Annotated in this window: 16 protein-coding genes; 11 read left to right on the forward strand and 5 right to left on the reverse strand. The window is 47.9% G+C overall.

Annotated features, from left to right (window positions below; genetic code table 11):
* The first annotated feature begins 5 nt into the window (after positions 1-5).
* The 3 genes from ERX40_RS01770 (at position 6) to ERX40_RS01780 (ending at position 2,579) form a co-directional block, all read left to right on the forward strand.
* A complete protein-coding gene (locus ERX40_RS01770; protein WP_133416781.1) occupies positions 6-434 on the forward strand; it encodes a YlbF/YmcA family competence regulator in 429 nt (142 codons plus the stop codon).
* Between the two features lie 12 nt (positions 435-446).
* Complete coding sequence (locus tag ERX40_RS01775) at positions 447-983, forward strand: class I SAM-dependent methyltransferase (protein WP_165980623.1); 537 nt, start codon at positions 447-449, stop codon at positions 981-983.
* A gap of 258 nt (positions 984-1,241) precedes the next feature.
* Entirely contained in the window at positions 1,242-2,579 is a 1,338-nt protein-coding gene (locus ERX40_RS01780; protein ID WP_133416783.1) for a sodium-dependent transporter, read from the forward strand.
* Positions 2,580-2,666: 87 nt separating this feature from the next.
* Here the strand turns inward: ERX40_RS01780 and mprF are convergent, their stop codons facing one another.
* From mprF to ERX40_RS01795, 3 genes are all read right to left on the reverse strand, one after another.
* Entirely contained in the window at positions 2,667-5,162 is a 2,496-nt protein-coding gene (gene mprF, locus ERX40_RS01785; RefSeq protein ID WP_133416784.1) for a bifunctional lysylphosphatidylglycerol flippase/synthetase MprF, read from the reverse strand.
* Positions 5,159-5,761, reverse strand: a complete 603-nt coding sequence (locus ERX40_RS01790; RefSeq protein WP_133416785.1) for a C39 family peptidase — start codon at positions 5,759-5,761, stop codon at positions 5,159-5,161. The genes mprF and ERX40_RS01790 overlap by 4 nt, the downstream gene beginning before the upstream one ends.
* 92 nt (positions 5,762-5,853) lie before the next feature.
* Complete coding sequence (locus ERX40_RS01795; RefSeq protein ID WP_133416786.1) at positions 5,854-6,765, reverse strand: glycerophosphodiester phosphodiesterase family protein; 912 nt, start codon at positions 6,763-6,765, stop codon at positions 5,854-5,856.
* Between the two features lie 87 nt (positions 6,766-6,852).
* Between ERX40_RS01795 and ERX40_RS01800 the strand changes: the two genes are divergently transcribed.
* Positions 6,853-7,086 carry a DUF2129 domain-containing protein gene (locus tag ERX40_RS01800; RefSeq protein WP_133416787.1) on the forward strand — a complete coding sequence of 78 codons (234 nt, stop codon included), beginning with the start codon at positions 6,853-6,855 and terminating at the stop codon, positions 7,084-7,086.
* Here the strand turns inward: ERX40_RS01800 and ERX40_RS01805 are convergent.
* Positions 7,081-7,470 carry a DUF7147 family protein gene (locus tag ERX40_RS01805; RefSeq protein WP_133416788.1) on the reverse strand — a complete coding sequence of 130 codons (390 nt, stop codon included), beginning with the start codon at positions 7,468-7,470 and terminating at the stop codon, positions 7,081-7,083. The genes ERX40_RS01800 and ERX40_RS01805 overlap by 6 nt on opposite strands.
* 30 nt (positions 7,471-7,500) lie before the next feature.
* Between ERX40_RS01805 and rsmD the strand changes: the two genes are divergently transcribed.
* Both rsmD and coaD read left to right on the forward strand, forming a co-directional pair.
* Complete coding sequence (gene rsmD / locus ERX40_RS01810; protein WP_133416789.1) at positions 7,501-8,046, forward strand: 16S rRNA (guanine(966)-N(2))-methyltransferase RsmD; 546 nt, start codon at positions 7,501-7,503, stop codon at positions 8,044-8,046.
* Positions 8,036-8,521, forward strand: coding sequence for a pantetheine-phosphate adenylyltransferase (gene coaD / locus ERX40_RS01815; RefSeq protein ID WP_133416790.1), 486 nt, complete (start codon positions 8,036-8,038; stop codon positions 8,519-8,521). The genes rsmD and coaD overlap by 11 nt, the downstream gene beginning before the upstream one ends.
* Here coaD and ERX40_RS01820 read toward each other — a convergent pair.
* Positions 8,499-9,554, reverse strand: a complete 1,056-nt coding sequence (locus ERX40_RS01820) for a tRNA(Met) cytidine acetate ligase (protein ID WP_133416791.1) — start codon at positions 9,552-9,554, stop codon at positions 8,499-8,501. The genes coaD and ERX40_RS01820 overlap by 23 nt on opposite strands.
* 123 nt (positions 9,555-9,677) lie before the next feature.
* Between ERX40_RS01820 and ERX40_RS01825 the strand changes: the two genes are divergently transcribed.
* The 5 genes from ERX40_RS01825 (at position 9,678) to rsmH (ending at position 13,574) form a co-directional block, all read left to right on the forward strand.
* On the forward strand, positions 9,678-10,178 hold the full coding sequence (locus tag ERX40_RS01825; protein ID WP_133416792.1) for a YceD family protein: 501 nt from the start codon (positions 9,678-9,680) through the stop codon (positions 10,176-10,178).
* Between the two features lie 15 nt (positions 10,179-10,193).
* Complete coding sequence (gene rpmF, locus ERX40_RS01830; protein WP_133416793.1) at positions 10,194-10,367, forward strand: 50S ribosomal protein L32; 174 nt, start codon at positions 10,194-10,196, stop codon at positions 10,365-10,367.
* 117 nt (positions 10,368-10,484) lie between these two features.
* A complete protein-coding gene (gene bshC, locus ERX40_RS01835; protein WP_133416794.1) occupies positions 10,485-12,059 on the forward strand; it encodes a bacillithiol biosynthesis cysteine-adding enzyme BshC in 1,575 nt (524 codons plus the stop codon).
* A gap of 137 nt (positions 12,060-12,196) precedes the next feature.
* Positions 12,197-12,628 carry a division/cell wall cluster transcriptional repressor MraZ gene (mraZ, locus tag ERX40_RS01840; RefSeq protein WP_133416795.1) on the forward strand — a complete coding sequence of 144 codons (432 nt, stop codon included), beginning with the start codon at positions 12,197-12,199 and terminating at the stop codon, positions 12,626-12,628.
* A gap of 10 nt (positions 12,629-12,638) precedes the next feature.
* Positions 12,639-13,574, forward strand: a complete 936-nt coding sequence (gene rsmH, locus ERX40_RS01845; protein WP_133416796.1) for a 16S rRNA (cytosine(1402)-N(4))-methyltransferase RsmH — start codon at positions 12,639-12,641, stop codon at positions 13,572-13,574.
* The last annotated feature ends 3 nt before the right edge of the window (positions 13,575-13,577 follow it).

The raw sequence follows: 13,577 nt of genomic DNA on the forward strand, positions 1-13,577 counted from the left end.
AAGATATGATATATGATGATCAGCTGTTCAATGTGCTGGATAAAGCTGACGAACTTAATAGGCTGATATTAGAGAGCATGCGTTATCAGCAGTATAGAGAAGATCAGCTGGAACTTCAGCAGAACAGGGAAGTGGATGAACTGAGAAGACAGGTGCTCAGACTGAAGGAGCGTTACGATGAAGTGATGCGTTTCGGTCGCTATCATCCGGACTATATGGAGACACTTCTCGCAACGAGACGTGCGAAGAAAGCCTATGACATGCATCCTGTTGTGGCAAAAGCCAAAAAAAGTGAGATGGAGCTGCAGACCTTGCTGGATGAAGTCCTTGTCATTGTCTCACGTGCCATCTCAACGGAAGTGAAAGTGGAAAGTGGAAATCCGTTCTTTACCACTGAACACAGCTGCAGTGGCGGCTGTTCCTGTTCAGCTTAGGAGATGCAGAAGATGGATAAAAAGAAAGAGCGCAAGCTAAGAAAAGACTGGAAGAAACGCTATACCTTTTTTGAGCAACCAGTGGAACAGGTCTATCGTGTCGGGATTATGACCGGTCTTTATTTCAAGCAGTTTTCCCGTTATGCACAGAGCCTTGAAGTGCAGAAAAAGGTGCTCAGCATCGGCTGTTTCAACGGGGCACTGCTGAGTGCAATTGACCGCGAACAGCCGATTAAAGGTTATTATATCGACCAGGCACCGCGGAATATGCAGCAGGCGATTCATCTTTATCCGCACTTCTCCTATAAGCAGCTGAAACGTACACATATTCCTTACAAGGATAAGAAGTTTGACTGTGTGTATGTCAGCATTCCTCTCCATCTTTTCTATGAGCCGGAAGACCTGCTTGCAGAACTGATCCGGACAAGCCGCTCCTTCGTCATCTTTGATCTGAAGCGGTATGACTGGGCGCCTGTAATGATAACGGCCGGCCTGCTGCCTGAAGTGGAGACGGAGCGCGCCATTCGCTACTATAAGGTCAGTCTATAAAAAAGTTGATTATTGTCAGATCATCTGATAAAGTTGATTTATTCTAAGAAGAGGTGCATGAACATGAAGAAACTGATGACACAACTGAATGGTTGGCAACTGTCATAGGACTTATATCCGTCATAGATATAAGTCATCTATGACGGTCTCTTCATGATGATATCGTGAGGCCGTGTAATATACATCGGCTTCTTTTTTTCGGCCTATGTATAGACATAGGCCGTTTTTTTTAGGACAAAAAATAATGGAGGTTTTACTATGGAAAAACGCGCATCATGGAACTCAAAAATTGGATTTATACTGGCCAGTGCCGGCTCAGCTATCGGTCTCGGTGCCATCTGGAAATTTCCATATGTCATAGCGGCCAATGGTGGTGGTGCCTTTTTATTCATCTTTATTATCTTCACGTTACTGATCGGCTTCCCGCTGCTGCTGGCTGAATTCGTGATCGGCCGGCATGGAGAGACGAACAGTACGCAGGCCTTCAGTAAAGTCACGGGCAGAAAAATCTTTGATATCATCGGTCATTTAGGTAATATCGGTGTCTTCCTGCTGCTCAGCTTCTACAGTGTTATCGGCGGCTGGATCCTTCTCTATGTCATCCGGACATTATATGCTCTTCTGCCCGGCAGCGGGACAACTGAGTATGATGAACTGTTCGGCATGCTGATCAGTCAGCCGCTTTATGCGCTTTTGGGGCAGTTTACCTTTATCGCACTGACTGCTCTGATTGTTATGGCTGGAATAGAGAAGGGGATTGAACGCGCATCTAAAGCGATGATGCCGCTCCTCTTCATCTTCTTTATGATCATGATCATCCGCTCAGTGACACTGCCCGGCAGCATGGCGGGTATCAGCTATTTTCTGAAGCCTGATTTCACGTCACTGAACGGAGACAGCATTCTGTTCGCGCTCGGTCAGTCGTTCTTCTCCTTATCCGTCGGCTTCGGCGGTATGCTTACGTATGCATCGTACTTGAAGAAGGATGCGGATTTAGTGCAGTCAGGTATCACGGTCGTCGGTCTGAATATTCTGGTGACGATATTAGCGGGTCTGGCCATCTTCCCGGCGACAGCAGCCCTGGATATCGATAATGCAGAAGGTCCGGGGCTGCTCTTTGTCGTGCTGCCTTATGTCTTTGATCAGCTGCCGCTCGGTCAGCTGTTCTATCTGATTTTCCTGCTGCTCTTTCTGTTTGCGGCGATCACCTCTGCCATCAACCTGATGGAGATCAATGTCTCGAATGCCATGAAAGGGGATGACACGAAACGAAGACGGTCAGTCGTGATCGTATCCTTGCTGCTGTTTATAGTGGGTATCCCTGCTGCCTTATCATTCGGTGTGCTCGCAGATACGAAGTTCCTGGCCGGTACGTTCTTTGATAACACGGATTATCTTGTATCAAATATACTGCTGCCGATCGGTGCCCTGGCATTTTCACTCTTTACAGGATATGTGCTGGACAAACGCATTGCGGAGGACGAAATGGTGATAGACGGGAAGTATCGTGGATTATTCAAGGTATGGACCGCGCTGCTGAGATATGTTATTCCTTTAGTCATCATAGTGGTTATGGGGTCGCTATTGTTTAAATAGAAAGAGGGACGATATCCAGGATTTATCGCTCATAGCGCAGTGACACGCGCCAATACAAAAAAGGCATCGCATGATTGCGATGCCTTCTTATTTCTGGTTGATGGTCTTACCGATTCTGACCAGGTTCCACACCAATGAGGTATAGGTCCGGTAGACGACATAACGTTCATTCCATTCCGGGTTATACTTCTGCTTATATTTTCTTAAGCCCTGGAAGCTGTACAGATTGTTGAAATGAGTGAAGACATGACCCGCGATCCGCTCACGCGCGTAGCCATAGCGGTTCTGTCCGACATTTGATAATGTCGCCATACCCATATTGAAGTAATGGTAACCCTGTTCCTGAGAATAGAGCAGCATATTGAGATAGAGGGCGTCCATCGCCGGTATGTCCAGTTCGGGCAGCCAGCGGATCAGGTCGACGGACAGCGTGCTGTTATAATTTGTCGGCATCAGTGTGCTGAAGGCGACGACACCCGTATGATCACGCAGCACGGCAATCGGTGCGCGTTCCAGGTAATGGCGCTGGAAGGCACCGACAGAGAAGTGCATCTCATGTTTACCGTTCAGCCACTGGTCACTGACCGTCTTCAGTTCAGCAATGAAGTCATCCGAGAACGGCGGCTCCTCGATACTGAAGGTATAGCCTTCCTTATCAAGCTTGTTCATCGTTGCGCGGAAGGCACGCTGTTTCTTGCCGCTGATCGTGAAATCCTGCAGGGGAATCAGTGCCTCTTCGCCGATCTTGAAGAAGTGATTGCCGAACTGATGATAGAGCGACAGATATTTTGACTGGACCTGGTAGAAGATGACGTCACAGCCGATGAAGAATGCCTTGTCGTAAAAATCCATCAGCAGCGCCTCGAAATGTTCTGCGTTACCGACCGGGTCCCCCATGATGATGCAGGCGTTTTTTGTCTTATGGAACATCACAAATGCATCGCGTTCCTCGTTTACGAAAAACTGTTTGTCACCGGTGAACGCGAGGTGGCTGACGTAACTGCCGCCGTATGTACTGATGATATGCTTGATCTCGTCCTCGCTTACGTCCTGATAAAGCAGTTCATTATATTTACGGCCGTAGTAATAGGTGATAGCACCGCTTATTATGAGGAAGAGCAGCAAAGTCAGCCACGTCAGTCTGCCGATCAGTGTCTCGTCAAATTGAGTGGCTGTATGAGGGTAGATTTCAAGCATATCAATCGTCACCCAGTGATTGATGAATAACAGGGCGAATATCAAGGCGAGACTGACGCCCAGTTTAAGGGGTGTCAGGCTGCGTTTGACTGAGGTGGTCCGCTGGTATTTGTAGACCAGCAGTGCAAGAATGGTAGACAGCCAGATATAGGAGATGATCGTACCGTAAGACAGAAATGTCGTCACGAGCAGAATGATTGTCGACAGAATGCTGAGCATCGTCGCCCGCTTAGTGCCATGCATCACACCGTTCGCATTGACAAGCAGCATCAGACTTGCAGCTACGTGAAAGATGATGACGACTGAATAATACGTATGGCGGTTCTCAGCGATTGCATCGTAGACGATCAGAAAATGGTTGAAATAATAGACGAGACTGGTGATGATAGTGAGCAGTGCAGCGATCAGTCCTGAGAACTGATACGACGATGCCTTCTGCAGTGAACGGATAAACGAGCCGGTCATCGCAGCTGAACTGAGTATCTTGTTGTCCTCGATATAGGATTTCGCCGTCTCTCTGTACTCAAAGGCTGCGAGGAACAGGGCGACCAGCATCGGAAAGAAATAATAAATAGTGCGGTACAACAGGAGCACCAGGACACTTTTCTCCTGACTGACACCGAACGACTGCAGGCCGGCCAGCATGACGACATCAAAGGCACCGAGTCCGCCGGGCACCATACTGATGACACCGGATAATGATGCGATGATGAACAGGCCTGCCAGGGCAGTCAGCGGGATATGGATATTCAGCTCAGTCAGAATGAAATAAAAGAGCAGAATGACCGCGAGCCAGTCAATTATGGAGACGAGCGTAAAGCTGATGCCAAGAAAACGTGCGCCTTTCTTGATCGGTCGTATCACCGATGATATCAGAAAGAGTGGGGCATAAATACAGGCGAACAGCACGATCCAGTTGCCATAAGGAATGGCTGTGATATTGATAAAGCTGTAAGCTAGATAGCAGAGGACACTGAGTCCGCTGAGTGTCGATAACAGCAGCAGACTGATTCCCCGCTTCATCGGCTCATATTCAGGCGTTCTCGACTGATACTGAAATAACCGCAGACCGGCACCGAACAGACCGCCGAAGCCGAGAATATTGTTCATAGCGTTCGTAATGAAGCTGATCGGCAGGAGGCGACGCAGCGGGATAGCCACATTCAGGTTACGGGTCAGCACATAATCATAGAGTGACAGCGTCAGCACCGTTAAAAGACCCGCCGCAATCAGCAGCAGGAAGTTCATCGTCGGCATTGCCCGGAATAAACTGATGGTCTCCTTGAAGTCTACATGGGAGAGCTCACGTGACAATAGGATCATCGCCGCCATAAAGAAAAGAAACATAAAAATCGTTTTGACATAGGAGAGTAATCGGGAATTCATTGGACACCTTCTTTTTTGTAGATACAGAGTCTGCCCGGCTCGTCAAAGCTTTTACTATAACGCCGTTTAGTCATCTTCATGATCTGATTGCGGCTCGGGAAGAGAGCCGGCAGCAGGAGAGGGCCGATTTTCATCCACAGAGGATCGATATAGTAATAGAAGTCATCATCATAGCCGATAAGCAGGGTGATATGGATATTGCTGACCCACTGCCGTCTGCCGTCTGAAGTTATGAAATCACGCTTCAATGCAGGGAAACCGAGATGAGTATGATAGACGATCACCGGCTGATCCTGATCAAGCACCGCCTCAAGTTCCGGCAGACTGGCGCCTGTCCCGTCCATCACTGACTGATCGAACTGTTTCAGATAAGGCACGAAGGCGGCCGGGAAGATGGTCTGATGACTGTCCCAGCTGATCTTTGACGGATGACCGACATAGCCCTTCTCGGGATTGGAGTCGTGTTTCGGCCAGTGTTTCATCAGTGCGGCGGCACTGACACCGTTCTGCAGCATCATGCTGGCCGCCACGCCTTCACAGCCCATGATCATCGGTTTCGGATACCACTGACTCTGTGGTTCTACTGGAATTAATTTCATGGAAAACCGCCTCGCTTAATAATATAAATTAAGTGTTAAAAAATTACAAACGACGACTAAAAAATCGTGCAGATCATCTGCACGATTTCAGTCTATTTTCTGTATCTTTCCTTGATCAGGTGATAGGCCAGGTCAGGTCGGTCGGTGACGAGGGTATGTGCCCCTTTCTGCAGCAGGTCATCCATCTCGTCGATACTGTTGATGACCCAGTACCCGGCGGCGATGTTATGACTTTCCAGAAAGCGCATCCACTTCGCGCTGTCGAGGCGGATGCCCTGGTACTGAACCGGAATCTGGAATGTGCTCGCTGCCGGCTGGTAAAGATGCCCGTAACCACTTATATAAAGAAGATAGGCCTTATAGACTTCATCGACACCTGCACCCACTGCGACACGCTGATTGATATCAGCGAAACGAGCGATCTGAACGTCATGGAAGCTGGTCACGAGCACGCGGTCCGCGGCGTTCAGCTCAGTGATCACTTTGTTTAACAGTGCAGGTACTCGCTCACCTGAAGGGGTGGCCGGTCTGTCTTTGATGTCGATATTGAGACGCATCTCGGGGAATGCCGTGATCAGTTCTCTCAGTGTCACGATTTTCGCATCCTGATGCCCGCGGAAAGGATAGTCGCCGTTGATATCCTTGAAATGATAGCCGAAATCGAGCTGACGTAGTTCGTCAAGTGTAAGGTCTGAGATGAGGCCGGTACCTTCTGACACGCGGTCAACGTAAGCGTCATGGAAGACGACGATCTCATCGTCCTTCGTCACCCGGATATCAATCTCAAAGCCATCGACCTCGAGGTGCGCTGCCTCCTTGAAGGCGGCCATCGTATTTTCCGGTGCCAGCTTCATCCCGCCGCGGTGTGCAAAGACGTACGGCGCACGGCCTGTGAAGTAAGGTCTGATTGCCCGCTTCTCTGTCCGGGTGAGCGCCTTTGAGACCGCGATGCTTGTTGCGTACGCGGCAGCAAGCGTCACGGTGGTTCTGATTATTCTATTCATATTCAGTCCTCCTGATTGTGTTGATACATTTTATTTTAGCAAATATCATGATACTATAAAAGAAACTGGGATAACGAGGTTTTTAAGATGACATTAACGCCAAGAACGAACTTGATCATACATATGAAAAGCAGCAAGAATGAACGGCAGCTCCGCAAATACGGTCATATCGTCTATTTCAATCGTAAAGACCGGTGGCTGTCACTCTATATTGACACAGAGAAACTGGATGAGGTGCTCACCCAGCTGTCACGCCTGAAGTATGTGCTGGACGTGGAGGTCTCACCTTATCAGACGCTTGAACGTCATTACGAATCATGACAATGGTGGCAGCTGTCTCTGCAGTCTGAGGACGCCGGTCAGGTAGTTATAGAAGAGCTCACGCTCGTGGAAGTAATGAATTGCCTTGATTTCATACTCCAGGAACGGCAGCTCATATCGGCCGGCCCACTCTCTGATGAAGTCGAAGCGCTTGTTGGATACCGGATAAGGATAAGGCAGTGACTCAAACGTGGAATAGATGCCCTGAAAATGACCTTGACGGGTCGGATTCATGATGACGAGGATGCTTGTCTTCGGCTCCTGTTCAAGCGTGGTGTGCAGGGCGACAACACTGCGGATGCGTTCATGATTGTAGTGGATGAGTTCCTCGAATTCAAAGAAATCACTGTAGCCGGGTCCGAGTTCGATAAATGATTGTGACATATTCAAATCTCCTTTTAGGTAGGTGTAAGTGTGCGTGTAATAGCAGGTAAATATAAAAAACTGAAGATAGAAGCAGCAGCCGGCATGACCTCCCGGCCGACAACTGATAAGATCAAGGAGAATATCTTCAATATTCTGGGAACGCTTGACGGGACCGGCCTTGATCTCTTCGCCGGCAGCGGGGGCCTCGGCATTGAAGGCCTCAGCCGCGGACTCGACACCGTCATCTTTGTTGACGGGTCAAAGGAAGCGGTGACCGCGATCCGCAGAAATCTGGAGACGGTCGATGAACAAGTAGAAGTATATCGCAATGACGCCTTTCGTGCACTAAAAGCACTAAAGAAGCGGGATATTAAATTTGATGTGATCTTTCTGGATCCGCCCTATCAGAAAGGTCTGCTGAACAAGGCGCTGCAGCTGATTGATGACTATGGCCTGCTGACAGAGGGCGGGGTCATCATGTGTGAGTGCGGCAAGGATGAGACAGTCAATCCATACAGATTTGCTGTCACGAAAGAAGAGATATACGGCACCGTGAAAATCACGATATTGAAAGGAGCTCATCATGACGATTAGACGTGCAGTAGTACCAGGTAGCTTTGATCCGATCACACTGGGTCATCTGGATATCATTGAAAGAAGTGCGAAAATATTCGATGAGGTCCATGTGTCAGTGCTCAATAATTCGAGTAAGGTCGGTCTTTTCACGATGGAGGAGCGGCTTGCACTGATCGGCGAGGTGACAAAGGAATGGCCGAATGTCCAGGTCCATTACTTCTCCGGTCTGCTGATCACGCACTGTGAGAATATCGGTGCGCAGACCATCGTCAGAGGACTGCGCGCTGTCAGCGACTTTGAATATGAGATGCAGCTGACCAGCATGAATAAGAAGCTGAACGATGAAATCGAGACGCTCTATATGATGACGAACAACCGCTATTCATTCATCAGCTCGAGCATCGCTAAAGAAGTGGCGAAATACGGCGCCGATGTCAGTGAGATTGTCCCCCGTGCTGTCGCGGATGCCCTCAGACTGAAGTTTGATAAATAACCGGCGTATTGAAATCATTCTGCGTGACGCCTGAGACGAGATTATAGACCTGCGTCGCCCTCACTTCAAGTGAGAACAGCGCCGCATTCTGCCGGTTGATATTCGTGTGCAGGTGCGGCAGACCCTTGATATACTGCCGGCCGGTATCATTCATAGCGAGTACACGGAGATCTGTGACAGGGTGACTTTGCTGAATGTTCAGCAGGGTACAGGCGAGAAGACGTTGCAGCCGCGTGTAGGTGTAGCGTTTGGTCTTGATGGCAGCCATGAAGCTTCTGAAGTCGTGGTGCGCTTTTACAGCACGCTGCAGCCTGTTCTCAAGGCCTTCTGTCATCATGTAGATCTGTCTCAGCTCAGCAGGGGTTTTCGTCAGCAGCGTATATTTCAGATAGGGAAAGAAGTCATCCCAGGTTACGGCATTTTCCGGCTTCAGCAGGTAAGGGACTGCCTGACTGTAATCGTCACCTTTCAGCAGTGCAGCCCGTATGGCGGTCGCGCTGGCGATATCACCTGTGATGATGCGGTCGTGGTACGCACTCTGCACCCGTTTAATAGGAAGTAATTCGATGTTGTTGGCCTGACAGTGCCGCACATACTGCATCGCGAGTATATTGTTCGGCTGATATAAGGAAGAATCGCCCATCATACGGGCATAGCTCTCGCCGCTGCTGATATCCACTTTCTTGTCACGCCGCAGCTCGGCGGTCAGCTGACTTAAGTCCTCACATTCGGCACCGAACGCGAGTGTATCTGCCCGCAGCAGCTCAGCTGCCCGGATACCGCCCGCCGCAAAATCATCGGCGTAGCTCAGCGCATAGAACTGCGGCAGCTCGACGACAAGGTCACAGTCCAAGAGGGCGCTTTCCGCCCGCCTGAACTTATCGAAGATGGCCGGTTCACCGCGCTGAGTGAACTGGCCGCTCATAATGGCGATGACCACATCGGCCTCTGACTGAGCACGTGCAGTACGTGCATGATACTGGTGGCCATTATGATATGGATTGTATTCGGCGATAATGGCGACTGACTTCATTGAATTTACCTCCCGTAGTCGTTATAATGAACATTGTAGCAGAATTTGCTGTTAAGAAAAAATCTTGACAAAGTATATAGTTTGACGTTAAAATAAATTTTGTGTTTGTAAGAGGTGAAACCTATGAAATGGTCAATAAATCAACTTCGTAAACACCAGGATACGCCACTCAATTTTGAATCTGATGTTGAATTCCCGCATCTTATCGATAATCTTCAGCTGATCGACTTATCACCGATTCACGTGGAAGGTACATTATCAGCTAAGTCCAAGGAAGTCTATGCGGATATCGTCATCACGGGTCATTATGTGATGAGCTGCGCACGGACGCTTGAACCTGTCGAAGTCCCGATTCATATTGAATCGCTTGAGGTCTTTGACATGAATGACTATGAGCTGGATGAGGATGTCAATCGTCATGAGATTATTAACGGCATGATAGACTTAAAGCCCGTTGTTGAGGAATTGGTTGTACTCGAAAAGCCGGTTCGCGTCGTTAAGGAAGACACCGAAATGTCTCTTACGAAGGGCAAAGGCTGGGAAGTTGTTGACGAAGATCAGCTGCAGCAAAAGCCAGCTGTTGATCCGCGTCTCGCTAAATTACAGGATCTTGAGTTAGAGTAGAGGAGGAGAAAAATAATGGCAGTACCAAAAAGAAGAACATCGAAATCAGCAAAAAGAAAACGTCGTACACATTTCAAAATTTCAGTACCAGGCATGGTAGAATGTTCAAGCTGTGGCGAAATGAAATTATCTCACCGCGTATGTCCATCATGTGGCGCATACAACGGTAAAGAAGTAGTCGCTAAGTAATAGTGTCCCTTATTTCTTAAATGAAATAAGGGTTTTTTTATTTTCAGGCAGCTACATTGTATTGTGATACAGATATCTTTATAATGATGAACAGAATAATATGAAGGAGTTCCACTCATGAAGATACTAACAGTTAAAGATGATGCTCAGAGTTTTCTTGGGCGATATGCAGCAGGTGAATTTGACAGTTATGACTATGATCTCTCACAGACGGATATCTATGCACGACGTCAGCAGCTGTCCCCGCATGCCCATACTGAACAGCTCGGCAAAGTCATTGAGAACTATATGTCAGATCTGGAACTGACCGCAGCGCAGACTCGTAGCCTTCATGACCTAAAGTCAGGCAGTCAGGTAGTGATAGGGGGTCAGCAGGCCGGTCTAATGATCAGTCCGCTCTATACTATACATAAAATCATCTCCATCATCGTACTGGCACAAGAACAGAGCAAGGCGCTGGGTACAACCCTTGTTCCGGTGTTCTGGATTGCGGGTGAGGATCACGATTTCAGTGAGGTGAATCATGCTTATCTGTACGATCATGCGAACCGTAAAATGCAGAAATTCAAAGTGGCGACTAAACGTGAAGCTGAAGACTCTGTCTCACATTTCTCCCTGACAGCAGATGAAATGACAGCAACTATCACGCAGTTCGTCAGTCGGCTGCTTGAAACAGAACGCACGAAAGAAATCTATGACAAGCTGACGCAGCTGCCACTGAACTGGACGTCTCATTTCAAGGCGCTGGTTCATGAGTTATTCAAGGATTACGGACTGGTCATGATAGACAGTGCGGATCCAGCATTCAGAGGTCTGCAACGTGATAAGCTGCTATGGATGTTCGATCATCATCATGAAATCGATGATGCCTTTCATGCCGGACAGAAAAAGATGGATTCATACTCGATTGAAACGACGACAAACGTCCATCTCTTTATGTCAGAGGACGGTAAACGTCAGCTGCTGAACTGTGCTGAGGGACGTTATCATCTCGGTAAATCAGCTGTCAGCTATTCTGCAGAGGAGATCCGTGCGCTGATAGCAGCAGAACCTGAACGCTTCAGCAACAACGTCGTGACCCGTCCTCTGATGGAAGAGCTGATGTTCAATACGCTCGCATTTATCGGGGGTCCTGCGGAAGTCAGATACTGGGGTGAGCTTTATGAAGTCTTCAGACTGGCAGAGCGAGAGATGCCGATCGTCATGCCCCGTATGAGAATCACTTATCTGGACAGCCGTATCCGGAAGCTTGTGGAACGCTATCAGCTGCCGCTTGCTGAAGTGGTGACTGAAGGACTGGAGAATCAGACAGACCATTTTCTGAAAGAGGACACCAATGTGCTGCTTGCTTTGGAACTGCAGCAGACGACGGACCAGCTTACGGGGCAGTATCAGAAGATGATACAGCTGGCTGAAAGCGAACAGGTGAAGCGGTTGATTGAGTCTAATCTGGCACATCACTTAAAGCAGGTCGATTATCTGCGGAAAGCCTACAACAAGCAACTACATCAGCGCAATAAAACGATGCTGCAGCATTTCAATGAGATTGAAGCCTATCTTCATCCAAGAGAAGGTCTGCAGGAACGGACCTGGCATCCGCTTGTCATGCTGAATAATTATTCACTCACACTATTTGATGATGTGATTGAAAGCGTTGAATATACTTTAGAACAGCAGATTCTAGAAATTTAATAGCGATGCATAAACCAGTTTACTGCCATGTAAATTGGTTTATTTTTTTAAATAAAAATAGTTGTGGGAATTTATATATAAATTGTGGTGAAATGTGGGGGTCTATGGTAAATTATTAATAAGGCAGGGTGATGACAATGTTCATGGGAGAATATCAGCACCAGATGGACGCAAAGGGACGGCTGATTGTTCCTGTCAAATTTCGTGATGAATTATCAGAACATTTCGTGATTACCCGAGGTCTTGACCGCTGCTTATTCGGTTACACATTGAAGGAATGGCAGAGGATTGAAGAGAAATTAACGGCTCTTCCCATTACAAAAAAAGATGCTCGTAAGTTTATGAGATTATTTTTCTCAGGTGCAGTTGAAGTGGAGGTCGACAAACAAGGTCGTATCAACATCCCTGCCAACCTGAGAGAGTATGCGGGGTTATCCAAGGAATGTGTGGTCGTCGGTGTGTCATCCCGGATAGAAATATGGGATAAAGCTGAGTGGCGGACATTCTATGAGGAAACTGAGCCTCATTATGCAGAAATAGCTGAAGAACTGATTGAAATAGATTTTTAGGAGGTAGAATATGTTCCATCACATCACCGTATTACTGAACGAAACAGTCGATATGCTGGATATTAAGAAAGATGGCATTTATGTCGATTGTACGCTGGGTGGTGCTGGTCATAGTCTCTATCTTGTCAAACAGCTGGCCGATTCAGGCAGACTGATCGCTATCGATCAGGATGATGCAGCTCTGTCTAATGCAAAGGAAGTCCTTAAGGATCATTTACATAAAGTCACACTCGTCAAAAATAACTTTCGTAACCTACGACAAGTTCTCGATGAACTGGATATCGATAAAGTGGACGGCATTCTCTATGACCTCGGCGTGTCGAGTCCCCAGCTTGACGATGCTGAACGTGGGTTCAGCTATCATCAGGACGCGAGACTCGATATGCGCATGGACCGTATGCAAGCGCTCTCGGCTTATGAGGTGGTCAATGAATGGCCCTATGAGAAACTGGTCTCCATCTTCTATCGCTACGGTGAAGAGAAATTTTCCAGACAAATTGCGAGAAACATTGAAAAAACAAGAGAAGTAACACCCATTGAAACGACTGTACAGCTGGTTGAAATTATCAAGGACAGCATTCCTGCACCAGCCAGAAGAAAAGGCGGGCATCCTGCGAAGCGTGTCTTTCAGGCGATCCGGATAGCAGTGAACGATGAACTGGGCGCTTTTGAGACATCGATTGAACAGGCCATCGACTCTGTAAAGCAGGGCGGCAGAATTTCAGTCATCACTTTTCACTCACTTGAAGACCGTATCTGCAAACAGATTTTCCGCGAATATGAAAAGGGACCTGATATCCCTCGAGGATTGCCGGTTATACCAGATGAATTCAGGCCGAAACTGAAACGGGTGAATCGTAAACCTGTTGAATCATCCACCGAAGAACTGACTGCCAACAATAGAGCACGCAGTGCCAAGCTCAGAGTAGTGGAAGTATTAAAATAAGAG

Origin of the sequence: Macrococcus carouselicus (assembly GCF_004359515.1) — a bacterium.
Lineage (GTDB): Bacteria > Bacillota > Bacilli > Staphylococcales > Staphylococcaceae > Macrococcus > Macrococcus carouselicus.